Below are 22,876 nucleotides of genomic sequence, written 5' to 3' on the forward strand. Positions count from 1 at the left end.
CGACACACGACATACGACATACGGCACACGGCATACGGCAGGGGCCCCGGATCTCTCCGGGGCCCCTGGTCCGTGGACGCCGGTCGCTGGACGGGCACCCTCGGCGATCACCGCCGCGACCAGCTCACCCCCCACCCCAGCACCAGCCAGACCCCCGCCACCGCGCACACCCCGCCCCAGCCGAAGTGGCTGAAGGCGGCCCCGCCGAGAGCCGAGGCCGTCGCGCCGCCCGCGAAGCCGGCGACCACATAGGCGGTGTTGGCGGTGGCGGGGGTCGAGGTCGCGGTCAGGGCGAGGGTCTGGTTGGCGACATGGGAGGCGACGAGCGCCGCGTGGATCGCGATCGCGGCGGCGAACAGCGCGGCCAGTGCCTGCCCGCCCAGCCAGAACAGCGGCACGGACACGGCCGCGAGCAGATACGCGGACCGCACGACACGCGCCGCGCCGAACCGGTCCACGAACCCGCCCGCCAGCGGAGCCACCGCACTCGCCGTCAGCCCGAAGAGCCCGAAGAGCCCGGCGGTCGCGGGGGACAGCCCGTACGCGGGCCCGGTCAGCAGCAGCGAGAGCGCCGTCCACAGCGCGCTCCAGGCACCGAACATCCCGGCCTGCCGCAGGCACGCCCGCCACAGGTCGGGCGAGTGCCGCAGCACCGAGGGCAGCGCGGCGAGCCCGGCGAACAGCGGGCCTTCCCGGCGCCGCCGCGACGGCAGGACGAGCGCGGTCGCGAGCCCCAGGACGAGGGTCAGCAGGGCCGCGCCCGCGAACACCCACCGCCAGCCGAAGGCCTGCCCGGCGAGTCCGCCCAGGACCCGGGCCGCGACGATGCCGGTGAACAGGCCCGCGACGACGACCGCGACATGAAGGGCGCGCCGGTCGGCGGGGGCGCGCTCGACGACCAGCGGGACGAGCAGCTGGGGGATGACGGTCGCGGCCGAGGCGACGAACATGGCGACCGCGAGGGCGGTGACCCCCGGGGCGGCCGCACTGGCGCTCAGCGCGACGGCGGTGACGACCGTGAGCCCCGCGACCAGCCGGCGCCGGTTCGCGCTGTCGCCGAGCGGGGCGAAGAACAGCAGACCGACCGCGTATCCGAGCTGGGCGACCGAGGCGATCCAGGCGATGGCCGAGGGGGCCGAGCCGAAGTCACGGGCCATGAGCGAGAGCAGCGGTGCGGCGAGGTAGATGTTGGCGGCGGTGACCGCGCTGCACACGGCGAGCAGGGTGAGGAGGCCGGGGGCGGGCGTACGGGCCTGCCGCCCGGGGGCCGTATCGGCCCGGCGGGACGTGGTGGTGTCGGTCGTGGTCGCTGACGGCATCGCGGGGGACTCCTCGGAGTCGGCTCGGAGGCGGGCTTGGAGTCGGGCTCGGAGTCGGGCTTGGAGTCGGCTCTAGCAACTAACTGGTTGGTTGGATAATGAGGCAACAGTGTGAGCCGCCCTTCGATTCCCTGTCAACCAAACAGTTGGTTACCCGGCGCGCTACCCTCTCCCCCATGGCACCAAGGGACCCCGAGGCCACCAAGGCCCGGATCTTCGAGGCGGCGGTCGCCGAGTTCGCCCGGCACGGCATCGCCGGCGCCCGCATCGACCGCATCGCCGCCGAGGCGAAGGCCAACAAGCAGCTGATCTACGCCTACTTCGGCAACAAGGCGGAGCTGTTCGCGATCGTCCTCGAGAAGAAGATGCTCCACCTCGCCGAGGACGTCCCCGTCGTCCCGGACGACATCGAGAGCTGGGTCGACCGCGTCATGGACTACCACGCCGCCCACCCGGAGCTGCTGCGCCTGCTCTTCTGGGAGGGCCTGGAGTACGGCAGCGCCGAGCTGCCCCACGAGTCCGGCCGCCAGGAGCACTACGTCCGCAAGGTCGCCGCCCTCAAGGACGGCCAGGACCGGGGCGTCATCACGGACGCCGTCCCCGCGGCCGACCTGCTGTTCCTGCTGACCGCCCTGGCCAACTGGACCGCCGTCGTCCCGCAGATGCGGCGCATCCTGGTCGGCGACGGCGAGGACGCCCAGGCCCGCCTGCGCGCGTCCGTCAAGGAAGCGGCACGCAGGCTGACGGCCCGGTAGAAGCTACCGCTCGCTGCTCAGTTGCTCCTCAGGCGGTCCTCAGACGGTCCTCAGTCGGTCCTCAGTTGGTCCCGATCCTGCTCAGCAGCTCGACGATCCGGGTCTGCACCTCGCCGCTGGTGGACCGCTCCGCGAGGAACAGCACCGTCTCCCCGGAGGCCAGCCGCGGCAGGTCGGCCTGGTCGACGGCGGCGGTGTAGACGACGAGCGGGGTGCGGTTGAGCTGCCCGTTCGCGCGCAGCCAGTCGATGATCCCGGCGTACCCGGCCTGCCCCCGCTGCACCTGCATCAGGTCCATCACGACCAGGTTCGGGCGGAAGTCGCTCGCCAGCGTCACCGCGTCCGCGTCGCTCGCGGCCCGCGCGACCTGCATCCCGCGCCGCTCCAGCGTCGACGTCAGCGCCAGCGCGATCTCCGCGTGCTCCTCGATCAGCAGCACCCGCGGCGGGTGCTGCTCACTGTCGCGCGGCGCCAGCGCCTTCAGCAGCACGGCCGGATCGGCACCGTAGGCCGCGTCCCGCGAGGCCTGCCCGAGCCCGGCCGTGACCAGGACCGGCACCTCGGCGGCCACGGCGGCCTGGCGCAGCGACTGCAGCGCCGTACGCGTGATCGGCCCGGTCAGCGGGTCGACGAACAGCGCGGCGGGGAACGCCGCGATCTGCGCGTCGACCTCCTCGCGCGAGTTCACGATCACCGGCCGGTAGCCGCGGTCGCTCAGCGCCTGCTGGGTGCTGACGTCCGGCGCGGGCCACACCAGCAGCCGCCGCGGATTGTCCAGCGGCTCCGGCGGCAACTCGTCGTCCATCGGCTGCGGCCGCGGCGGATCGGCCACCTCGACGGCACCCCCGGGACCGTCCAGCGGCTCGGGCCCCTCGGCGGCGTTCTCGTCGGGGGCGCCTATGGCGTACGACCGCCCGCCGCCCTCGGTCAGCTGCGTGAGCCGGGACTGACCGGCGAGGGACGGCTGCGCCGGGGCGGGCGCGGAAGCCTGGGCGGGCACCTGTGCGGCGACCGGCGCGGGCGTCGGCTCGGCGGCCGTCGGATGCGGCCGAGCGGCCTGCTCCGGACGCGCCGCCTGCTCGGGGCGTGCGGCCTGTTCGGGGCGCGGCCCCTGGTCCGGGCGGGACGCCGGTTCCGTACGCGTGGCCTGGTCGGTCCGTGTGGCCGGGTCGGGCGGCGTGCCGAGCTTGCGGCGCCGGCCCGATCCGCCCGGCTGGTGCGGGGGAGGCGTCGCCGTCGGCAGCGGGACGGACGCGGCCGGCTGCTGGACCTGGGCCGCCTGCCGGTTGAACGGCACGCCCTGCCCCAGCGTCCGCACGCTGATCGCCCGCCCCTGCGTCGAGTTCGGATCGACGGGCGCCGAGGCCTCGGCGGGCAACGGCTGAGCCGCCCGCTGCGCCTGCGTCTGTGGCTGGGCCTGTGCTTGTGCCTGCGCCGCGCCTTCCGGCGGCAGGGGCGTGCCCGAGGCCGGGGTGTTCTGGGCCGGGGGGTTCGGCTGCGGGGCCTGCGCGGCCTGCGGGGATGCGCCGTTCGGGGGTACGGCGACACCGGCCCCCAAGCTGTCGTCGTCCTCGGCGGCGGGCCACGGCTGGGGGGCGGGGGTGCCGCCCTGAGCCGGGGTGCCCTGGGCGGGCGTGCCCGGAGCCGGGGTGCCCTGGGCAGGTGTGGCGGGTCCCTGCCCCGGTGCGGCCTCGGCGGGGAGCGGCTGCCCGGCGGAGGACTGCTGCGCCGGTGCGGCGACGCCCGGCTGCGGCTGCGGCAGCGGCTGCGCGGCCTGGGCCGGAGGCTGCACCGCCTGCCCCGGGAGGGCAGCCTGCACGCTGTGCCCGAGCCCGCCCTGCGGGGGTACGGCGACGCCCTGCGGGGGTACGGCGGCACCCTGCGGCTGGGGGACGCCGCCCTGCGGAGCGCTCCCCTGCGCCGGCACGGCCGCACCGGGCGCGGCCTGAGCGGCGGCCGCCCCGACCTGGACGGGCGCGCCCTGCTGCGCGGGAACCTGCTGCCCGGGCGCGGCAGGTACGGAACCAGCCGGTGCCGGTCCCTCGCCCTGCTGCGGCACCACGGCCCGCCGCCGACGGCCGGTCGGCGCACTCGTGGGATGCGGCTGCGGCGGGGTGTGATCGGCGGACTGGTCGTGCGGTACGGCGTCGTGCCGCCCCTCCTCGGCCACGGCGTCACCGGAGGCGGCCGCCGCAGCAACCGCCACGGCCTCCGGCCCCTGCTCGCTCTGCCCGGCCGGAACGCCCTGAACTCCCTGCTGGGCCGGTTCGTCCGGGGTCGTCCGATCGGCACCGGCCGGCGGCAGGGCGAACACCGGACGCGGCCCCGCGGCCTGCTGCGCCGCAGCCCGCTCGTTGGCGGCGGCCAGCGCACGCCGCCGGCGCCCGGTCGGCTGCTGGGCCTGCCCCTGCTCGGCACCGTCCGCAGCGGAGCCCGCGTCACCGGACGGCGCGGGCAGCGCCGGCGGCAGCGCGCGCTGCTCACCGGGTTCACGCCGGGCCCGCCGCCCGGAAGCCTCGGGCACGCCCTGCGGCGGAACGGTCCCGCCCAGCCCCGTGTTCGAGGCGGCGGTGCCAGCCGCGTGCTCGGCTGCCGTGACGACGGCGCCCTCGGCGACACCCTGGACGGCGCTCCCGACGGCCTCGATGGCGAGGGCCTGCCCGGCGGCGTCCTCGGCCGGACGCCCACGACGCCGCCCGGTACCGCCCGACCCGGCGCCCTCACCGGAAGCCTGCGCCGGCAGAGCGGCCGGTTCCCCACCGGCCCGCCTCCTGCGCCGCCCGGTGGCAACACCGGACCCACCGGAGCCATCGGACCCACCGGATCCATCGGAACCGTCAGCCGCCTCGTCGCCGCCTTCCGCCGGAACATCTCCGTCCAGGAAGGCATCGGTGGTGGCACGCCGCGCCCGGCGCCGCCCCCCACCGGAGGTCTGCTCACCCGGGACCGCGGGGAGGGCCTCGTCGACCGCCTCGGCGGCGGCATCCGCGGCAACGGCCCCGGCCCCGCCCCCGATCGGCACCTCGAGGACGTACGCGCTCCCGCTCATCCCCGGCACGTCGTGCGTCTGCAGCACACCGCCGTGCGCCCGGACGATCCCCCGCACGATCGGCTCGTGCACGGTGTCGCCACCGGCGTACGGCCCGCGCACCTCGATGCGTACGACCTCGCCGCGCTGCGCCGCCGCCACCACGACGGTGTTGTCCAGATAACCGCCCGCCGACAGGGGCGTGTTCCCGGTCGCGTCGACCCCGGCCACGTCCGCGACCAGATGCGCGAGGGCGGTGGCGAGCAGCCGGGGATCGACCTCGGCCTCGATGGGCGGCGCGTGCACGGCGAACTGCACCCGCCCGGGCCCGATGAGCTCCACGGCCCCGTCGACCCCGGCGGCGACGACGGCGTCCAGCATCACCTTCGTACGGGCGATGTTCTCGCTGCCCGTGTCGAGCCGCTGGTAGCCGAGGACGTTGTCGATGAGCGTCGTGATCCGCGAATAGCCGGCGGACAGATGGTGCAGTACCTGGTTGGCCTCGGGCCACAGCTGCCCGGCGTCGTCGGAGGCCAGCGCGGCCAGCTCGCGGCGCAGCTCCTCCAGCGGCCCGCGCAGCGAGCGCCCGAGCAGGGTCAGCAGCTGCTCGTGCCGGGCGGCGAGTGCCTCGAACCGGTCCTTCTCGCGCTCCCCGAGCGCGGCGTAGCGGTCCTCGTTCGCGCCGAGTTCCTCGGCGTGCCGCTCGGCCAGCTCCTCCAGCTCGGTGACGTGCCGCTGGCGCAGCGCGGTCAGCTCGGAGGCGTGCTCCTCGGCGGTCTTCTCCAGCTCTTCCTCGTGCCGCTTCTCGGCCGCGTCCTTCTCGTCGACGACCGCGTCGTACGGCCGCCGGTCGGTGAAGGTCATCACGGCGCCGACGAGCTGGTCGCCGTCCCGCACGGGCGCGGTCGTCAGATCGACCGGCACCTTGCCGCCGTCCTTGGCGTACAGCACCTGCCCGCGCACCCGGTGCTTGCGCCCGGAGCGCAGGGTGTCGGCGAGCGGCGACTCCTCGTACGGGAAGTCCGATCCGTCGGCACGCGAGTGCAGCACGAGTTCGTGCAGTTCACGCCCGCCGAGATCGCTGGCCCGGAAGCCCAGGATCTGGGCGGCGGCCGGATTGACGAGCACGATCCGCCCGTCGGTGTCGGTCCCGACGACGCCCTCGGAGGCGGCCCGCAGAATCATCTCGGTCTGCCGCTGCGACCGCGCGAGCTCGGCCTCGGTGTCCACGGTCCCGGACAGATCCCGTACGACGAGCATGAGCAGCTCATCACCGGTGTAGCCGTAACCGTCGTAGGCCTGCTGCCCGTTCTCGAGGTTCGCACTGGTGACCTCGACGGGGAACTCGGTCCCGTCGGTCCTGCGCGCGATCATCCGGGTCGGCTTGGTCCGGCCCTGCGGATCGAGGTGCTCCGGCCGTCGCATGGAGCCGGGGATGAGCTTGGAGTCGAACTGCGGCAGCAGATCGAGCAGCCCGCGCCCCACCAGAGCGGTGCCCGGAGTCTCGAAGGCCTCCAGGGCGATGGTGTTGGCGTTGACGACCGTCCCGTTGGCATTGACCAGCACCAACGCGTCGGGGAGCGCATCCAGTATGGCTGCGAGGCGAGCAGCGCCTCGGGATGGCCTGCTGCTCACGAGACGCTTCCTCCCTGTTACCGCACCTTGCCGACCGCTCGGGCCATCTTGCCAACCGTCCCGCAGCGTGTCACGCGAGGGAGTCTAAGGGCTGCGGTTGCGCTCGCGACGCCGGATGAGAGCGAGGTCGCACGAGCAAGTGACCCCGAACTGACGACCGAGTAACCGCCAAACGCCCGCCCTCCTGCGACGACGTCGCGGGACCTTCGCGGGACCTTTACGACGACGGTGTTTCTGTACCTTTTGGCCGAACCGGCGGGATGAGGACGGGCAGGGGCGAATTCCGGACGAGGTACGGAGGCCGCATGGAGGCGAAGGCGAGCCGAGGGTGAGCCGAGGGGAACTCGGTCTCAGGCGCGCCGGCCGCCCCCCAGGTCCGGCAGGAGGGGCACGAGCCGGTCCCAGCGGGAGATCTGGCAGCCGTCGCGACGGTCGTACGTGGCGTCGACGGGGCGTCCGGCCCAGGTGCCGGTGACGTGCGCGGTGGCCGGCCCGCCGTACTGCATGGTGCAGAAGCCGCCCTTCGGGGCGGGAGCGAAAGCCTCCTGCCCCCACCGCGTGTCCCGCTCCAGGACGGCACAGGCACCGCTCGGGTCGGGGTGGCTGCCGCCGTCGGGTCCGCAGTACAGCTGGAAGGTCCCGTCGGCCCCGCCGCCGGCGTTGCGCACGGTGACGGTGAGGTGATCCCGCTCCTTGCTCTTGCCGTCGCCGAGCCCGGCCGCCTGGGCGTAGGCGGCCGGGGACACCGCGGCCAGCGACCCGAGGGCGGCGAAGGAGGCGGCGGCACCGAGGACGAGGCGGCGCAGGCCGGGGCGGGAGGTGGTCCGGGACGCGGTCCGGGCGCTGGCCCGGGACATGGCAGTCGACATGCCCTGACTAACGCGGCGTGCCCCGGGACGTTGCGCGACAGCCCGAGAAGCCTTTTGCCCTGCGACCTTCCTGCCTAGTACCGTAGGGGGCGATTGGTGACGCGGCGCTCGACTGTGTCATCATCGGCAAGCACCGACTCGCGCTCGCGCGGGCCATGTGCGTGGAGGCGTCGCCTAGTCCGGTCTATGGCGCCGCACTGCTAATGCGGTTTGGGACTTAAATCCCATCGAGGGTTCAAATCCCTCCGCCTCCGCACCTGATCACGAAGCCCCGGTCACCCGACCGGGGCTTCGTTGTCATACGGCCCGGAACAGCCGTTTCCGCAGCTCACAAGGGGTGCGGCAAACGGATTTCACATGGCGGCGGCAGTCATGTAATGTTCTTCCTGTCGCCGCGAGCGAGCCGGAAGGCCCGAGAGCGGCGATAAAACAGAACAAGCACTCGTAGCTTAACGGATAGAGCATCTGACTACGGATCAGAAGGTTGCAGGTTCGAATCCTGCCGAGTGCACAGCAGACCAGAGGCCCCGTGGAGAGATCCACGGGGCCTCTGGCTTTTGTCATTGACGTTGCCGGTCCATCGGCGGTCAGTCCGACGCTCAGGGAACACGGGAATCTCGTACGTGAGGTGATGGCATGACGGTCGAACGAGTCGCGGTGATCGCCCTTGTTGTCGAGGTGGCGATCATGGTGCTGGCGCGGTTCGGTACCGAGCGCCGTCACTGGAATCACCACAAGCGGCGCGGTCCCGCTCCGCTGAAGAGGGATGACATCACGCTCGTGTCGGGGGTTCTCTACGCCCTCGCCGCCGCGGCGATGCTGGTCGGTGCGGTGACAGCGCGCATCGAGTGGACGCTGTCCGCCGTCGGCACGTTCGCGCTGTTCGGCATCCTGCTGCCGGCGTTCGCCGCCAACTCCGTCATGGTGATGGCGACGCGGGGCCGCCCCGAAGCGGTCACCTGGTGGCAGCGCGGGATCGCCTGTGCGGTGGCCGCGGGTGGTGGCCTGGTGTCGGTCGGCCTCGTCGGCTGACCCAGCCGGATCACGGCCCGAGCGGCCTGCCGATCCGACGAATCCTGCCGCGTGCGCACAGGTCAGAGGCCCCGGAGTGATCCGGGGCCTCTGGCGTTTCGGTGGCGGGGCGCGGGCTGAAAGGGGACGCTGGAGCCGGGGGCTACGTGAGGGAGAGGCACCCCATGGCCCAGACCAGCCCAGACCACAAGGCGCGTACGCCGTTCTTTTCCCGCCCGGGCGTCCGCCGCTTCCTGCCGTTCGCTCTGATCACCGCGGTCGCTCTGGTCTTCATCTTCGAGAACCGCACGAGCGTCGAGATCCGCCTCCTCATCCCGATGGTGACCATGCCGCTCTGGGGCGCCCTCCTGATCGCCTGGGCTCTCGGCATCCTCGCCTCCCTCTTCACCGTGCGCCGCCGGTCGAACCGGCACTCACGAAAGACGGGATAGCTCGCCTGGGTCAGCGCGTCGCTTCGTCCAGGAGCAGGTACAGCAGGCCCACCAGTGATCCGCTGCTCACGATCTCGCGGCGGTCGATCATGCCGCGGATCTCTGTGAGGGGGATCCATTCGATGCGGTCGGACTCGTTCTTCTCCGTGGGCGGGCCGACGTACGTCGCTTCGTCGGCGCGGAAGACGTGGTGCTGTGAGTCGGTGATGCCGCTCGCCGGCTCGGCGTAGATGAGGGGCTTGATGCGGCCCGGGCGCCAGCCTGTTTCCTCCAGGACCTCGCGGGCGGCGGCCTCCTCGGGGGTCTCGTCGTCCTCGACCAGGCCCATGGGGAGCTCCCAGGCCCAGGTGTCGGTGATGAAGCGGTGGCGCCACATCATCAGGACCTCCTGGTGGTTGTTGACCACAGCGGTCACGGCCAGGTGCCGGAGGCGGACGATCGAGTACTCGCACTGGCTGCCGTCGGGCTGCTGGACATCGGCCAGGCAGAGGTTCACCCACTGGTTGGTGTAGACCTGCCGCTCGCCGTGGGTCTTCCATTCCATGGTTCTGCCCCTCTCGCCCTGTCGTCAGGGTCTCCGGCCGGCTGCCCCGCTGCGATCGTGGGGTCATGAGTGAATTGGTGGAGCGGGTGGATGAGCAGGATCGCGTGCTCGGGGTGGTGGAGCGGGGCGAGGCCATCGAGAGGCGCTGGCTGCACCGTGTCGCGACGACGGTCTGCCGTGATCCAGAGGGCCGCATCCTCATACATCGGAGGCAGGAGGGCGTTTCCCGGTTTCCGGGGCAGTACAACTGGCTGATCGGCGGCGCCGTGGAGGTCGGGGAGTCGTACGGGGAGGCGGCGGCGCGTGAACTCACCGAGGAACTGGGTGTGCGGGCGCCGGTGCGGTTCGTGTTCAAGTTCTTGTGCGACGGGCTGATCAGTCCCTACTGGCTCGGGCTGCACGAAGCCGTGGTCACCGAGGTGCTCGCGCCCGATCCGTCGGAGATCGCCTGGTGCGGATGGGTCACTGAGGGGGAGCTGCGGGACGCTATCGGGCAGTGGTCCTTCGTCGAGGACGGGGTCGAGGCTCTCCGGCGCTACCTGGCTCAGCCGGTCCCCGGTGGGTCGGGACGGCAGTGTTCCTCCGAGTAGTTCGCTGCCAGGGTGGTCGCTCGGGTGAACCAGTCGGGCCGAGCTTGGGGCCCTTGCGCTTGCCGGTGAGGGAGGCGAAGAAGTTGCGGTACGCGCTCTCGGCGTCCCGCAGGGACTGCTGGAGTACGACGGCGGAGACCTCGCCCAGCCAGGAGCGTTCCGGGGTGGTCTTGGCCTGGGTGATCAGCCGGGTGGACAGCTCGGCGATCTTCGGGAACGGCCTCCCGGCCGCCGCCGCGTCCTCGCGGGCGCGCACCGCGTCGTTGAACACGACGCGGGCGCACCCGAACGCCCTGGCCAGCGCGGCCTGCTGAGCGGCGTCGGGGTACAACCTGAAGGCGTACCGCAGCTGCATGACGATCACGCTAGGCGCGTCGAACCCACGTCGTCACCGGGGACATACGAGCGACCCGTCACTGTCACGAGCAGGGTCCGGCTCCGCCGGAACGCCACCGCGACGCTCCGCGTCGCGGCCACAAGATTCGCTTCACCCCCCCGGCCTGAAGGCCGGAGCGCTGCGAATGAATCCCGGTAGCCGGCGTGTTCCAGGCGGTTGAGGATGCCGGTGACCGCGCCCGTGGTGACGTGGACGCGTGCTGCCAAGTCGCCCGGGGCGAGGAGGCTTTCGCTTGCCTCCATGATGTAGGCGAAGCAGGTGAGGTCGGTCACGTTGATGCCGAACTGCTGGGTGATCTCGTGCTGTCCGACCGGGTGGGTGGCGATGAGATGGTCCATCGCCGACAGTGCCTGCTCCGGCGTGGCGGCCGGTCGCGGCTTGGCTTGCATTCCCAATTCCCCTGGCTCGTGAGAGGTTTGGGCCTGAAACAGCATGGGTGTGATGAGGGGGCAGCGCGTGAGTGCACATCAGTATGACCACGGGCACACGTTCGCGGGATGGGTCGGATGCGCCATAGGCAGCGTCGCGGCCACTGTGGCGGGTGCCGGGGTCGTCCTGGTCTCGGGGCTGCTGATCGCCGGAGGGGTCGCGATCGGGATCGTGGCCCTGCTCGTCACCTGGGCGCTGCACCTCGCCGGGTGGGGGAAGGGACCCGGCCTGCGGCCCCGGGCGGAGTGGGGCTGGCGGGTGCGGGACTCGTCGGCGCCGGGCGGGCACGAGGAGTGCCTGGGGTGCCGGCTGGCCGGGCGGCGGCCGGTGCGTGCGGCCGGAGTCGTGCCTGTGCAAGCGGCTGGGGAGAGGGATGCCTCTGCTGCCGTCGGGGCCGATTCCGTGAGGTGATTCCCTCTTCCTCTTCCTGTTCCTGCCGGCGGCCTGCTTGGCGTCGTACCCGTTGACCGCCCCGGCCGGGCGCCCCGGTGCCGTTGTCAGTGGTGCCCTCTAGTCTCGGCAGAGATGGCACAGGCATGGAAGTGCTCGGGGCTGCGATGGTCGGCGGACGGTCCCGTGCTGCTGTGGGACGGCGGGCGGCGCAGTGCGCTGACCTGGGGGAAACGCGTGGCCTTCGGGGTCGCGGAGGGGGGCGTGCGGACATGTGTGGGGGCTCGGGGGCATGCGTGCCCGGCGCGAGTGGCCGTGCCGGGGCGGAGTACGGGGGCGCGGTGCGAGGAGTGTGCGCGGCTGGACCGGGCGCACTCGGTGGCCGCCGACACGATCGCGGACGATCCCCGGCCGTATCACGTATATCTGGCGTGGTTCGGGCCCGGCATGACCAAGGTCGGGATCACGGCGGTGGAGCGGGGGTCCGCCCGGCTGCTGGAACAGGGTGCCGTGTGCTTCAGCTGGCTGGGTGCCGGGCCGCTCATGGCCGCGCGGCGTACCGAGGAGCTGCTGCGGGCGGCGCTGGGGGTGCCCGACCGGATTCCATACGCCGAGAAGCGGGCCGTGCGGGCCGCTCTGCCGGGGGCGGCGGCCGATCGGGGCGGTGAGGTCGCCGAGTTGCACGCGCGGGCGGTGGCGCTCGGGGGGTGGCCGGAGTCGCTCGTGCGGGAGCCGTTGCGGGTGGTCGATCATGTGGAGGTCTTTGGGCTCGCCGGGGTGTCCGGTGCCGTGGGGAGTGTGAGTGAGCTGGTCGCCGGTGGCGTCGTGAGCGGGGAGCTCGTGGCCGCCGCCGGGCCCGATCTGCATCTGGCCACCGGGGGTGGGGTCGTCGTGGTCGATACGCGGGTGATGAGCGGGTGGGAGCTGGTGCCCGCGGTCAGTGGTGAACTGTCCGTTCCTGTGCGGGAGTTCAAGGAGGCGGCCGGTGTGCAGGACGGGTTGTTCTGACCCGCCGCTCTTGAGGCGCCCTTCTTGACCCTCCCCTCTTGATCCGCCCAGCGGATCCACAGCTTCCCCCGCGCCCCCTCACCCCACCGGACCCGGACATTCCCCGGCGTTCCCAGGCGTTCCCTGAGAACCGCCTGTGTGTTTCTCAGGGAATTCACAGGTTGCCGAAAGGGTGCTCTCAGAGGTCCCCGACATCGTGTTCACATGACCACGACCTCGCCCCAGGGGCGCACCGAACTGCTCAGGCCGGACGGGAGCCCCGTCCGCGTGCTTGTGGTGGACGACGAGCTGTCGATCACCGAACTGCTCTCCATGGCCCTTCGCTATGAGGGCTGGCAGATCCGGAGCGCGGGGGACGGCCAGGGCGCCGTCCAGACCGCGCGTGACTTCCGGCCCGACGCCGTCGTGCTCGACATGATGCTGCCCGACATGGACGGGCTGGCGGTTCTCGGGCGGCTGCGGCGGGAGCTGCCGGACGTGCCCGTGCTCTTCCTGACGGCCAAGGACGCCGTCGAGGACCGGATCGCCGGGCTGACGGCCGGCGGCGACGACTACGTCACCAAGCCGTTCAGCCTCGAAGAGGTCGTCGCCCGGCTGCGCGGGCTGATACGGCGGTCCGGTGCCGCCGACCGGCGCTCCGACTCCACCCTGGTCGTCGGCGACCTCACCCTCGACGAGGACAGCCACGAGGTGACCCGGGCCGGTGACAACATCCACCTCACCGCGACCGAGTTCGAGCTGCTGCGGTTCCTGATGCGCAATCCGCGGCGCGTGCTCAGCAAGGCGCAGATCCTGGACCGCGTGTGGTCGTACGACTTCGGCGGGCAGGCCAATGTCGTCGAGCTGTACATCTCGTATCTGCGGCGGAAGATCGACGCCGGACGCGAGCCGATGATCCACACCCGGCGTGGTGCCGGCTACCTGATCAAGCCCGCGGTGTCATGAGCGGGCGACGACGGACGCGTACGCAGCAGAGAGCGGGCAAGCAGGCGCGAGCGGGCAAGCCGCGCACTCTGCGGACGCGGCTCGTCGTCGCGTCCGTGGTGCTGATCGCCGTGGTGTGTGCGGTGATCGGGACCGTGACGACGCTTGCGCTCAGGTCGCATCTGTACGAGCAGTTGAACGGGCAGGTCGAGGACACCGGCAAGCGTCTGTCGGGGCCCATGAAGCCCGGCGGCGGAGACGACATCGACTCGGCGGACAGGATCACCGGCTTCATCGAGGGACCGGCGCAGCCCGAGACCGTCGTCGCCCAGGTCGGCGCCGACGGCAGGGTCACCCAGGCGGCCTTCGCCAAGGACTCCGAGGAGAACGGCCCCTTCAAGCGGAACCTCGCGGTCGACCTCACCGATGAGCAGAAGGCAGCCCTCGCCGGGGTGCCGACCTCGGGAACGCACACCGTCGACATCCCCGGACTCGGCGAGTACCGCGTGCAGTACGTCGTCGGCAAGGACGGAGGCACCTACTACGTCGCCCTGCCCACCGAATCCGTCACCACCACCATCAACACCCTCATCCTCGTCGAGGTCAGCGTCACCGGCGCCGGACTGGTCGCCGCCGCCATCGCCGGATCCGTGCTGATCGGCGTGGCCACCCGCCCCCTGCGACGGGTCGCCGCCACCGCCACCCGGGTCTCCGAACTGCCCCTGCACACCGGCGAGGTGAACCTCAGCGAGCGCGTCCCCGACTCCGAGACCGATCCGCACACCGAGGTCGGACAGGTCGGTGCCGCGCTGAACCGGATGCTCGATCACGTCCACGGGGCGCTGCACGCACGGCAGCAGAGCGAGACGCGGGTCCGGCAGTTCGTGGCCGATGCCAGTCACGAACTGCGCACTCCCCTGGCCTCGATCCGCGGGTACGCGGAGCTGACCAGGCGCGGCAGAGAGGACGTCGGGCCCGACACCCGGCACGCGCTCGGGCGGATCGAGTCCGAGGCCGGGCGGATGACGCTGCTCGTCGAGGATCTGCTGCTGCTCGCACGCCTGGACGCCGGGCGGCCGCTGCAGTTCGAGCAGACCGACCTCGTACCGCTGGTCGTGGACACCATCAGCGACGCCCGTGCGGCCGGCCAGGACCACAACTGGCGCCTCGACCTGCCCGACGAGCCCGCGCTCGTGTCGGCGGACGCGGCCCGGCTGCAACAGGTCCTCGTCAACCTGCTGGGCAACGCCCGCAATCACACCCCGGCGGGTACGACCGTCACCGCGCGGGTGGAGCGGCGCGGGCCCTGGCTGTGCGTGGACGTGGAGGACAACGGGCAGGGCATTCCGGCCGAGTTGCTCCCGCATGTCTTCGAACGGTTCGCGCGCGGCGACTCCGCGCGTTCCCGCAGCACCGGCTCGACCGGTCTCGGCCTCGCCATCGTGCAGGCCGTGGCGACCGCGCACGACGGTGCCGTGACCGTCGACAGCGTGCCCGGGCGGACCGTCTTCACGGTGCACCTGCCCGCGCTCCCGGCCCCGCCGCAGCCGGAAATGAGCTGGCAACAGCACTCACAGGCACGCCACAGCGTCACCACATCGGTACAACAGGGCGCCTGACGAAAGTCGGTTCCATGCGAACCGACTCTTCTCCCGGCACCCTGCCGGCGCGGGAGCACCTCCCGGCCGCGCCAGCCGGTACGCCTGTCCTGGACGTAGTGATCCCCGTCTACAACGAGGAGAAGGACCTCCAGCCGTGCGTCCGCAGACTCCACGAGCACCTCGTGAGGACGTTCCCGTACGCGTTCCGCATCACGATCGCGGACAACGCCTCCACGGACACCACCCCCCAGGTGGCGGCGCGGCTGGCGGCGGAGATCCCCGAGGTCACCCTCTTCCGGCTGGAGCAGAAGGGCCGCGGCCGGGCGCTGCGGACCGTCTGGTCGGCCTCGGACGCCCCGGTGCTGGCGTACATGGACGTGGACCTGTCCACCGACCTCAACGCCCTGCTCCCGCTGGTGGCGCCGCTGATCTCCGGCCACTCGGACCTCGCGATCGGCTCCCGGCTCGCCCGTAGCTCGCGGGTGGTGCGCGGCCCCAAGCGGGAGTTCATCAGCCGGGCCTACAACCTCATCCTGCGCGGCTCGCTCCAGGCCCGCTTCTCGGACGCCCAGTGCGGGTTCAAGGCGATCCGCCGGGACGTGGCGCAGGTACTGCTGCCGCTCGTCGAGGACACCGGCTGGTTCTTCGACACCGAGATGCTGGTGCTCGCCGAGCGCGCGGGGCTGCGTATCCACGAGGTGCCGGTCGACTGGGTCGACGACCCCGACTCGACGGTGCACATCGTCAAGACCGCGACCGAGGACCTCAAGGGCGTGTGGCGGATCGGCAGGGCCCTGGCCACCGGTTCGCTGCCGCTGGACCGGATCGTCCGGCCGTTCGGGGACGACCCGCGCGACCGCGAGATCAAGGACGTACCGAAGGGCCTGGCCCGCCAGCTCGTCGGGTTCTGCGTGGTCGGCGCCCTGTCCACCCTCTTCTACCTGCTGCTCTACAGCGGCTTCCGCGTCTTCACCGGCTCCCAGGTCGCCAACGCGCTCGCCCTGCTGGTCTCGGCGATCGCCAACACGGCGGCCAACCGGCGGCTCACCTTCGGGGTGCGCGGACGCGGCGGGGCCGTCCGGCACCAGGCGCAGGGCCTGGTCGTCTTCGGCATCGGACTCGCCCTGACCAGCGGCTCGCTCGCCGCGCTCAACGCGGCCACCTCCGAGCCCGCGCACTCCACGGAACTGGCGGTGCTCATCGCCGCCAACCTCGCGGCGACCGTGCTGCGCTTCCTGCTCTTCCGGGCGTGGGTGTTCCCGGACCGCCGCGACGGCGACCCGGTGGTGGCCACCTCGCCCACTCCGGTCCACCACCTCTCCTCGCCGACCTTCTCCACCGCGCGCCACGACCCGTACGGGCCGCTGCCGCAGCGCACCCCCCGGTACGCGCACGACACCGCCCCGTGGGGGAGGGACGCCACCATGCAGCTCCAGCCGGTGCGCCCGAACGACACCGACCCGAGGGACTCCCGATGACGATCCACTACGACCAGCAGACCGCGGACAGAGACACGAGCACCGGCGACTGGACCCGGCCCCCGACCCCACCGGCATCCGTTCCCGGCGCCGATGAACCCAAGAAGCCCTTCCTGCGGCGCCTGTGGCACGGCCGCCCCGAGGACCCCCGCTGGGCCCGCCCGGCCTTCCTCGGCCTGCTCCTGGTGACCACCGCGCTCTACCTCTACAACCTGAGCGCCTCCGGCTACGCCAACTCCTTCTACTCGGCGGCCGTCCAGGCCGGCAGCCAGTCCTGGAAGGCGTTCTTCTTCGGCTCGCTGGACGCCGCCAACGCCATCACCGTCGACAAGCCTCCGGCCGCGCTGTGGCCGATGGCCCTGTCGGTACGGCTCTTCGGCCTCAGCTCCTGGGCGATCCTCGTCCCCGAGGTCCTGATGGGCGTCGGCACGGTCGCCGTCGTCTACGCGGCCGTGCGCCGCCGCTTCAGCCCCGCGGCCGGTCTGATCGCGGGCGCGGTGCTCGCGCTCACCCCCGTCGCGGCGCTGATGTTCCGCTTCAACAACCCCGACGCGATGCTGGCGCTGCTGATGGCCGCCGCCTGCTACTTCGTCATCCGGGGCCTGGAGGACGGCCGGACGAAGTGGCTGCTGTGGGCCGGTGCCGCGATCGGCTTCGCCTTCCTCGCCAAGACCCTCCAGGCCTTCCTGATCCTCCCGGCGCTGGCGCTGGTCTACGGCGTCTGCGCCCCGGTGACGGTGAAGAAGCGGATCGGCCAGCTCGCGGCGGGCCTGCTCGCGATCGTCGTCTCCGGCGGCTGGTGGGTCGCGATCGTCGAGCTGTGGCCCGCGTCGTCCCGGCCGTACATCGGCGGCTCGCAGAACAACAGCTTCCTTGAACTGACCTTCGGCTACAACGGCCTGGGCCGCCTCAACGGCGAGGAGACCGGCAGCGTCGGTGGTGGCGGCGGGGGCGGCAACGGCGGCGGCGCCTGGGGCGAGACCGGCTGGGACCGGATGTTCAGCTCCTCCATCGGCGGCCAGATCTCCTGGCTGATCCCGGCCGCGCTGATCCTGCTCGTCGCCGGGCTGGTCGCCACCCGCAAGGCCCGTCGGACCTCGGCGACGCGCGGTGCGTTCCTCGTCTGGGGCGGCTCGCTGCTGATCACCATGGTCGTCTTCAGCTATATGCAGGGCATCTTCCACGAGTACTACACCGTGGCCCTCGCCCCCTACATCGCCCCGCTGATCGGCATGGGCGCCGCGCTGCTCTGGGAGAAGCGCGACAAGGCCTGGGCGTCGCTGACCCTGGCGGCCGCGATGACGGCCACCGCGGCCTGGGGCTACGTCCTGCTCAACCGCTCCTCCGACTACCTGCCCTGGCTGAAGTGGCTCGTCCTGGTCGGCGGTCTGACCTCCGCCCTCGGTCTGATCTTCGCCGGACGGCTGGGCCGTCGACTGGCCCTGGGAGCGGCCGGACTCGGCCTCGTCGCCGCGCTGGCCGGTCCGGCGGCGTACACCCTCACCACGCTGAACGAGGGCCACTCCGGCTCGATCGTCACCGCCGGCCCGACGGTCTCGGGCGGCCGGGGCGGCCCCGGCGGTGGCGGCGGCATGGGCGGCGGCCCCGGCGGGGGCGGCATGCCCGGCCAGAACAACCAGCAGGGCCAGGGCCAAGGCCAACCGCCCGGCAACGGCAACGGCAACGGCTTCCCCGGCGGCGGCCAGAACCAGCAGAACCAGCAGAACCAGCAGGGCCAGCAGAACCAGCAAGGCCAGAACCAGCAAGGCCAGCAGAACGGCGACGGCCGTATGGGCGGCATGGGCGGCGGCGGTGGCGGCATGGGCGGCCTGCTCAACGGCGCCAGCGTCAGCTCCGAGGCCAAGGCGCTGCTGGAGAAGAACGCGGACGACTACACCTGGGTCGCGGCGGCCATCGGCGCCCAGAACGCGGCGAGCTACCAGCTCTCCACCGGAGACCCGGTGATGGCCATCGGCGGCTTCAACGGCACGGACCCGTCCCCGACGCTGGCCCAGTTCAAGCAGTACGTGGCGGACGGAAAGATCCACTACTTCATCAGCTCGGGCAGCGGCGGCGGCATGGGCGGCAGCAGCGACGGCACCTCCTCCCAGATCACCTCCTGGGTCGAGTCCACCTTCAAGAAGGTCACGGTCGGTTCGTCCACCTTCTACGACCTCACCCAGAAGGCGAGCAGCTGACAACCACCTGAGTGGGGCGAGGGGCGGTGGCCGAGTGCCACCGCCCCTCGCCGTATCTCTGTTGTACACCGTATGGGAACTGTTCTACGGTGTACAGCATGACGACATCCCCCCAGGAACAGGCCCCACCCCAGACGGCTTCCGGCGGCCACCCCCAACGCTGGCTGATCCTCGGTGTCGTCTGCCTCGCGCAGCTCACCGTGCTGCTCGACAACACGATCCTGAACGTGGCGATCCCCTCGCTCACTCGCGAGATGGACGCGACGACCGCCGACGTCCAGTGGATGATGAACGCGTACGCGCTGGTCCAGTCCGGCCTGCTGCTCACCGCGGGCAACGCCGCCGACCGCTACGGCCGCAAGCTGCTGCTGATGGCGGGCCTCGCGATCTTCGGTATGGGCTCGCTGGCGGCCGGACTCTCCCAGAGCCCGGGCCAGCTGATCGCGGCCCGTGCGGGCATGGGCGTCGGCGGGGCGCTGCTGATGACCACGATCCTCGCCGTCGTCGTGCAGATCTTCGACGAGAAGGAGCGGGTGAAGGCCATCGCGCTGTGGTCGACGGTCAGTTCGCTCGGGTTCGCGGCCGGGCCGCTGATCGGCGGTGTGATGCTGAACCACTTCTCGTGGGGCGCGATCTTCCTGATCAACATCCCGGTCGCCGTGCTCGGCCTGGTCGCGGTCGCCGCGCTCGTCCCGGAGTCCAAGCAGGCGACGGGCGACCGGCCGGACCTGGTCGGAGCGGTGCTGTCGACGATCGGCATGACGGCGTGCGTGTACGCGATCATCACCGGGCCCGAGCACGGCTGGCTGTCCGGCCAGGTGCTGGTCTCCGCGCTGCTCGGCGCGGCCGTACTCGGTGCGTTCGTGATGTGGGAGCTGCGCATCGACAACCCCATGCTCGACATGCACTTCTTCCGCAACCAGAAGTTCGTGGGCGCGGTCGCGGGCACGATCCTCGTGGCGTTCGGCATGACGGGGTCGCTGTTCCTGCTCACCCAGCACCTCCAGTTCGTCCTCGGCTACGAGCCGCTGGACGCCGGGCTGCGGACCGCGCCGCTGGCGCTGACCGTCGTCGTGCTCAACTTCACCGGGATAGGGGCGAAGTTCGTGCTCAAGGCCGGGACACCGGCGGCCATCGCGCTCGGTATGACGCTGGTGTCCGCGGGGCTGGCGGCGATCGCGCTGTTCGGCGGGCACGGGTACGGCGGGATGCTGCTCGGTCTGATCATCATGGGCGCGGGTGTGGCGCTGTCCATGCCGGCCATGGCCAACGCGATCATGAGTGCGATTCCGCCCGAGAAGGCCGGTGTGGGAGCGGGGATCAACGGGACGCTCGCGGAGTTCGGCAACGGTCTCGGTGTCGCTGTCCTCGGTGCCGTGCTCAACTCGAGGTTCGCGTCGCTGGTCGCCGTGTCCGCGGCGTCGTTGCCCGCGGCGCTGGCGGCGGCGGACTCGGCGGAGGAGAAGGCACGGATCTCCGACGCGTTCGCCTCCGGACTGGAGAGCAGTCAGCTGGTGGGGGCGGTGGCCGTTCTGCTGGGTGGTTTGGTCGCGGCGGCGTTGTTGCGGCGGGCCGAGCGGGCAGAGTCCGCGTAGGAGCACGGGCCGATGGTGAAGTACGGCGCCGATTAGCATGATCGGTGTTGGAAGTCAGGAAAGGTGCGCCATGGCGAAAGCAGCCGACAAGGCCGGGCGGAGCAGCGTCTGGCTGGACGGCAAGGCGCAGCGGCGGCGGGGTGGAGGACAGCCCTCCGGGCTGGACCGGACCCGCATCATCGAGGTCACCGTGCGGCTGCTGGACGCCGAGGGGCTGGCCAAGTTCTCGATGCGGCGGCTGGCCGGCGAGCTGAACGTCACCGCGATGTCCGTCTACTGGTACGTCGACACCAAGGACGACCTCCTCGAACTCGCCCTGGACGAGGCCATGGGCGAGATGCGGCTGCCCGCGGCGGACGCCGACGAGGACTGGCGCGAGCAGGTGGGGGCGCTGGCCCGGGGGTACCGCGGCCTGCTGGTGCGCCACCCCTGGGTGTCGCAGCTCGTCGGCACCTACCTCAACCTCGGCCCCAACAACCTGGCGTATTCGAGGGCCGTGCAGCGCGTGATCCGCAGGACCGGGCTGCCCGCGAACCGGCTGACGAGCACGATCTCGGCGGTCTTCCAGTTCGTCTACGGCTACGGCACGCTCGAGGGCCATCTCTCCACCCGGGCCGCGGCCGCGGGCATGACCCTCGACGAGTACTTCCAGGAAGCCATGAGCATGGCGACCGAGTCCTCCCAGGCCGCCGATCTCATCCGGGACTCCCAGGAGATGATGGCGGCCCGCGGCGGTGACACGGTCGCCGAGATGCTGGAGCGCGACTTCGAGTACGCGCTGGAGCTGCTGATCGCGGGCATCGAGGCGATGGTCGCCCGCGAAGGGAACCCCTAGCGAACCCCTGGCGAATCCCTAGTCGCCCTCCACCAGCCGCGCCGGGAACCCACCGGTCGCCACCGGCCCCCACCGCTCCGGCGTGATCCGGATGATCGACTTGCCCTGCTTGGCCATGGCCGCGCGGTACTCGTCCCAGTCGGGGTGCTCACCGGCGATGTTCCGGTAGTACTCCACGAGCGGTTCGATGGAGTCGGGGGTGTCGACGACCTCGGCGGTGCCGTCGACCTGGACCCACGGGCCGTTCCAGTCGTCGCTCAGGACGATCAGGCTCACGCGCGGGTCCCGCTTGGCGTTGCGGGTCTTGGCCCGCTCCGGGTAGGTGGAGACCACGATGCGGCCGGAGTCGTCGACGCCGCAGGTCAGCGGCGATCCCTGGGGGCCCTCGTCGGCCCGTCGGGTCAGCAGGATCGCGTGGTGCCGGGGCCGTACGAAGTCGAGCAACTCGTCGAGGGAGACACGGGTGTTCGTCGCGATGTTCGGTGCCATGGGCGGCAGCCTACGACGCCATGGCCTCCGCCAGGTTGTCGTACACGGGCACGTCCCGGCGCAGTCCGGTCAGCTCCAGGACGCTGCTCGTGATGCCGTCGGGCCGGGCCACCAGACGCACCCGGGCGCCGGGGCGCAGCCGGTGGCGGACGTCGTTGATGAGGCGGACGCCCTGGGAGTCCATGAAGGACGTGCAGGAGAGGTCGAGGACGAGCAGTTCCAGCCGGTCGCCGCGGTCGCGGGCCGCGGACATGATCAGCGGCAGCAGCTCCGCGGCGTTGCAGAAGTCGATCTCCGCGGGCATGGTGAGGTAGACACGGCCGGGCAGGTCTCGCGGTTCGGTGGGATTCGGGATGAAAGTCACAGCACTCACCTGGCAGACGTTCGTCCGGATTCCGGTAAGGCCGCTTCCTGACCCTTGGGCCCATTCCACCATGCCGGGCCGCGGCTGCGGAAGCGCCTGTAGTGGCCGTCGGCCGGACGTCACCTGGACGCAACCGAGCAGCTAGAGTGCTGTCCGTCCTGTGCTCGCAGTCGGGAATGTGCTGCGGAGCTCTCCTGCGCACGGCCATGGCCGTGCATGCCGAAGAGGTTCGTGGTGGCTGCGTCCGAGTTTCCTGATTTGCCCCGTTTTCCGGCTGGCTCCGAGCTGGCCGATGCCCTGACGGTGGCGTCTCAGCAGCTGCACGAGACCCTCACTCCGCACAACACCCTGCGTACGGCCGTCCGGCTGGCCGTGCACCTCATGCCCGGGGCCGAGCACGCGGGTGTCTCCGAGGTCGAGCGCGGCAGCCGGCTCCGTACGCTCGCCTGGACCGACGAGGTCGTGCGCGCCGCCGAGGCCCGGCACACCGGCCGCGAACCGCACGGGCACTGGGAGCGGTTGTGGAACACCCCGGTGGCGCGCACAGGGGACAGCGACGCGGAGGACGGCTGGGACGTGCTGTCGGCCCTGGGACTGCGCTCGGCGCTGTCGCTGCGGCTGCGCGCCGACCGCCGCCGGCTGACCGTGCTCACGGCCTACGCGCGCAAGCCGGGCGTCTTCGACGAGGACGCGACGCGCATCGGTCGGCTGTTCACCGCGCACGTCAGCATCGCCCTGGACTCCGCGACCGTGCGCGAGCAGCTCACCGAGGCCATGCACACCCGGGACCTGATCGGCCAGGCCACCGGCATCCTGATGGAGCGCCAGGGCATCGACGCGGCCGCGGCCTTCGAGAGCCTGGTGCGGGCCTCCCAGCGCGAGAACGTGAAACTGCGCGACATCGCCCGCCGCATCGTCGGCACGCACGACACCACCTGACGTGAGCCCGGTGACGTCGGGGGCGT

The 22,876-nt window shown here is 71.8% G+C and carries 20 protein-coding genes, 2 tRNA genes and 1 pseudogene; 15 read left to right on the forward strand and 8 right to left on the reverse strand.

The features are described from left to right. Nucleotides 1-107: 107 nt before the first annotated feature. Entirely contained in the window at nt 108-1,319 is a 1,212-nt protein-coding gene (locus tag NNW99_RS19420; protein WP_215120403.1) for an MFS transporter, read from the reverse strand. Nucleotides 1,320-1,495: 176 nt separating this feature from the next. Here NNW99_RS19420 and NNW99_RS19425 point away from each other — a divergent pair, with 176 nt between their 5' ends. Continuing rightward, nucleotides 1,496-2,074 carry a TetR family transcriptional regulator gene (locus NNW99_RS19425; RefSeq protein ID WP_215120404.1) on the forward strand — a complete coding sequence of 193 codons (579 nt, stop codon included), beginning with the start codon at nt 1,496-1,498 and terminating at the stop codon, nt 2,072-2,074. A 61-nt stretch (nt 2,075-2,135) separates the two neighbouring features. On the opposite strand, the gene NNW99_RS19430 is transcribed toward NNW99_RS19425, so the two are convergent. Both NNW99_RS19430 and NNW99_RS19435 read right to left on the reverse strand, forming a co-directional pair. Beyond that, nucleotides 2,136-6,737 (reverse strand): PAS domain-containing protein, encoded by a 4,602-nt coding sequence (locus NNW99_RS19430; protein ID WP_215120405.1) that lies wholly within the window; start codon nt 6,735-6,737, stop codon nt 2,136-2,138. A 350-nt stretch (nt 6,738-7,087) separates the two neighbouring features. Then, a complete protein-coding gene (locus NNW99_RS19435) occupies nt 7,088-7,606 on the reverse strand; it encodes an SSI family serine proteinase inhibitor (RefSeq protein ID WP_251057864.1) in 519 nt (172 codons plus the stop codon). 163 nt (nt 7,607-7,769) lie between these two features. On the opposite strand from NNW99_RS19435, the gene NNW99_RS19440 reads away from it, so the two are divergent. The 4 genes from NNW99_RS19440 (at nt 7,770) to NNW99_RS19455 (ending at nt 9,069) form a co-directional block, all read left to right on the forward strand. After that, nucleotides 7,770-7,860: transfer RNA gene (locus tag NNW99_RS19440), tRNA-Ser, on the forward strand. Nucleotides 7,861-8,044: 184 nt separating this feature from the next. Next, nucleotides 8,045-8,117: transfer RNA gene (locus tag NNW99_RS19445), tRNA-Arg, on the forward strand. A gap of 125 nt (nt 8,118-8,242) precedes the next feature. Then, entirely contained in the window at nt 8,243-8,638 is a 396-nt protein-coding gene (locus tag NNW99_RS19450; protein ID WP_215120406.1) for a hypothetical protein, read from the forward strand. Between the two features lie 164 nt (nt 8,639-8,802). Continuing rightward, nucleotides 8,803-9,069: a hypothetical protein gene (locus tag NNW99_RS19455; protein WP_215120407.1), complete on the forward strand. Its 267-nt coding sequence runs from the start codon at nt 8,803-8,805 to the stop codon at nt 9,067-9,069. A gap of 10 nt (nt 9,070-9,079) precedes the next feature. Here the strand turns inward: NNW99_RS19455 and NNW99_RS19460 are convergent, their stop codons facing one another. Continuing rightward, entirely contained in the window at nt 9,080-9,613 is a 534-nt protein-coding gene (locus NNW99_RS19460; RefSeq protein ID WP_215120408.1) for an NUDIX hydrolase, read from the reverse strand. A gap of 65 nt (nt 9,614-9,678) precedes the next feature. Between NNW99_RS19460 and NNW99_RS19465 the strand changes: the two genes are divergently transcribed. Next, nucleotides 9,679-10,203, forward strand: a complete 525-nt coding sequence (locus NNW99_RS19465) for an NUDIX hydrolase (protein ID WP_215120409.1) — start codon at nt 9,679-9,681, stop codon at nt 10,201-10,203. On the opposite strand, the pseudogene NNW99_RS19470 reads toward NNW99_RS19465, so the two are convergent. After that, nucleotides 10,196-10,558: pseudogene (locus NNW99_RS19470) on the reverse strand (helix-turn-helix domain-containing protein); the annotation flags it as partial. The gene NNW99_RS19465 and the pseudogene NNW99_RS19470 overlap by 8 nt on opposite strands. Nucleotides 10,559-10,563: 5 nt before the next feature. Then, complete coding sequence (locus NNW99_RS19475; protein ID WP_251057865.1) at nt 10,564-10,989, reverse strand: hypothetical protein; 426 nt, start codon at nt 10,987-10,989, stop codon at nt 10,564-10,566. Nucleotides 10,990-11,056: 67 nt separating this feature from the next. Between NNW99_RS19475 and NNW99_RS19480 the strand changes: the two genes are divergently transcribed. The 8 genes from NNW99_RS19480 (at nt 11,057) to NNW99_RS19515 (ending at nt 21,058) form a co-directional block, all read left to right on the forward strand. After that, entirely contained in the window at nt 11,057-11,440 is a 384-nt protein-coding gene (locus tag NNW99_RS19480) for an HGxxPAAW family protein (protein WP_215120410.1), read from the forward strand. A gap of 114 nt (nt 11,441-11,554) precedes the next feature. Beyond that, nucleotides 11,555-12,427: a DUF2797 domain-containing protein gene (locus NNW99_RS19485; RefSeq protein ID WP_215120411.1), complete on the forward strand. Its 873-nt coding sequence runs from the start codon at nt 11,555-11,557 to the stop codon at nt 12,425-12,427. 204 nt (nt 12,428-12,631) lie between these two features. Continuing rightward, on the forward strand, nt 12,632-13,372 hold the full coding sequence (locus NNW99_RS19490) for a response regulator transcription factor (protein WP_193482962.1): 741 nt from the start codon (nt 12,632-12,634) through the stop codon (nt 13,370-13,372). After that, complete coding sequence (locus NNW99_RS19495; protein WP_215120412.1) at nt 13,369-14,970, forward strand: HAMP domain-containing sensor histidine kinase; 1,602 nt, start codon at nt 13,369-13,371, stop codon at nt 14,968-14,970. Before NNW99_RS19490 ends, NNW99_RS19495 begins: the two co-directional genes overlap by 4 nt. 14 nt (nt 14,971-14,984) lie before the next feature. Beyond that, complete coding sequence (locus NNW99_RS19500) at nt 14,985-16,430, forward strand: bifunctional glycosyltransferase family 2/GtrA family protein (RefSeq protein ID WP_215120413.1); 1,446 nt, start codon at nt 14,985-14,987, stop codon at nt 16,428-16,430. Beyond that, nucleotides 16,427-18,628, forward strand: coding sequence for a glycosyltransferase family 39 protein (locus NNW99_RS19505; protein ID WP_215120414.1), 2,202 nt, complete (start codon nt 16,427-16,429; stop codon nt 18,626-18,628). Before NNW99_RS19500 ends, NNW99_RS19505 begins: the two co-directional genes overlap by 4 nt. 98 nt (nt 18,629-18,726) lie before the next feature. Continuing rightward, nucleotides 18,727-20,223 carry an MFS transporter gene (locus NNW99_RS19510; protein WP_215120415.1) on the forward strand — a complete coding sequence of 499 codons (1,497 nt, stop codon included), beginning with the start codon at nt 18,727-18,729 and terminating at the stop codon, nt 20,221-20,223. Between the two features lie 70 nt (nt 20,224-20,293). Beyond that, nucleotides 20,294-21,058, forward strand: coding sequence for a TetR/AcrR family transcriptional regulator (locus NNW99_RS19515; RefSeq protein ID WP_215120416.1), 765 nt, complete (start codon nt 20,294-20,296; stop codon nt 21,056-21,058). Between the two features lie 18 nt (nt 21,059-21,076). Here the strand turns inward: NNW99_RS19515 and NNW99_RS19520 are convergent, their stop codons facing one another. After that, complete coding sequence (locus tag NNW99_RS19520; protein WP_215120417.1) at nt 21,077-21,547, reverse strand: PPOX class F420-dependent oxidoreductase; 471 nt, start codon at nt 21,545-21,547, stop codon at nt 21,077-21,079. A 10-nt stretch (nt 21,548-21,557) separates the two neighbouring features. Continuing rightward, on the reverse strand, nt 21,558-21,911 hold the full coding sequence (locus NNW99_RS19525) for an STAS domain-containing protein (protein ID WP_370869206.1): 354 nt from the start codon (nt 21,909-21,911) through the stop codon (nt 21,558-21,560). A gap of 216 nt (nt 21,912-22,127) precedes the next feature. On the opposite strand from NNW99_RS19525, the gene NNW99_RS19530 reads away from it, so the two are divergent. Continuing rightward, entirely contained in the window at nt 22,128-22,850 is a 723-nt protein-coding gene (locus NNW99_RS19530) for an ANTAR domain-containing protein (RefSeq protein WP_215120419.1), read from the forward strand. Nucleotides 22,851-22,876: the final 26 nt, after the last annotated feature.

Source organism: Streptomyces sp. CRCS-T-1, assembly GCF_024442335.1.
Taxonomy (GTDB): Bacteria; Actinomycetota; Actinomycetes; order Streptomycetales; family Streptomycetaceae; genus Streptomyces; species Streptomyces koelreuteriae.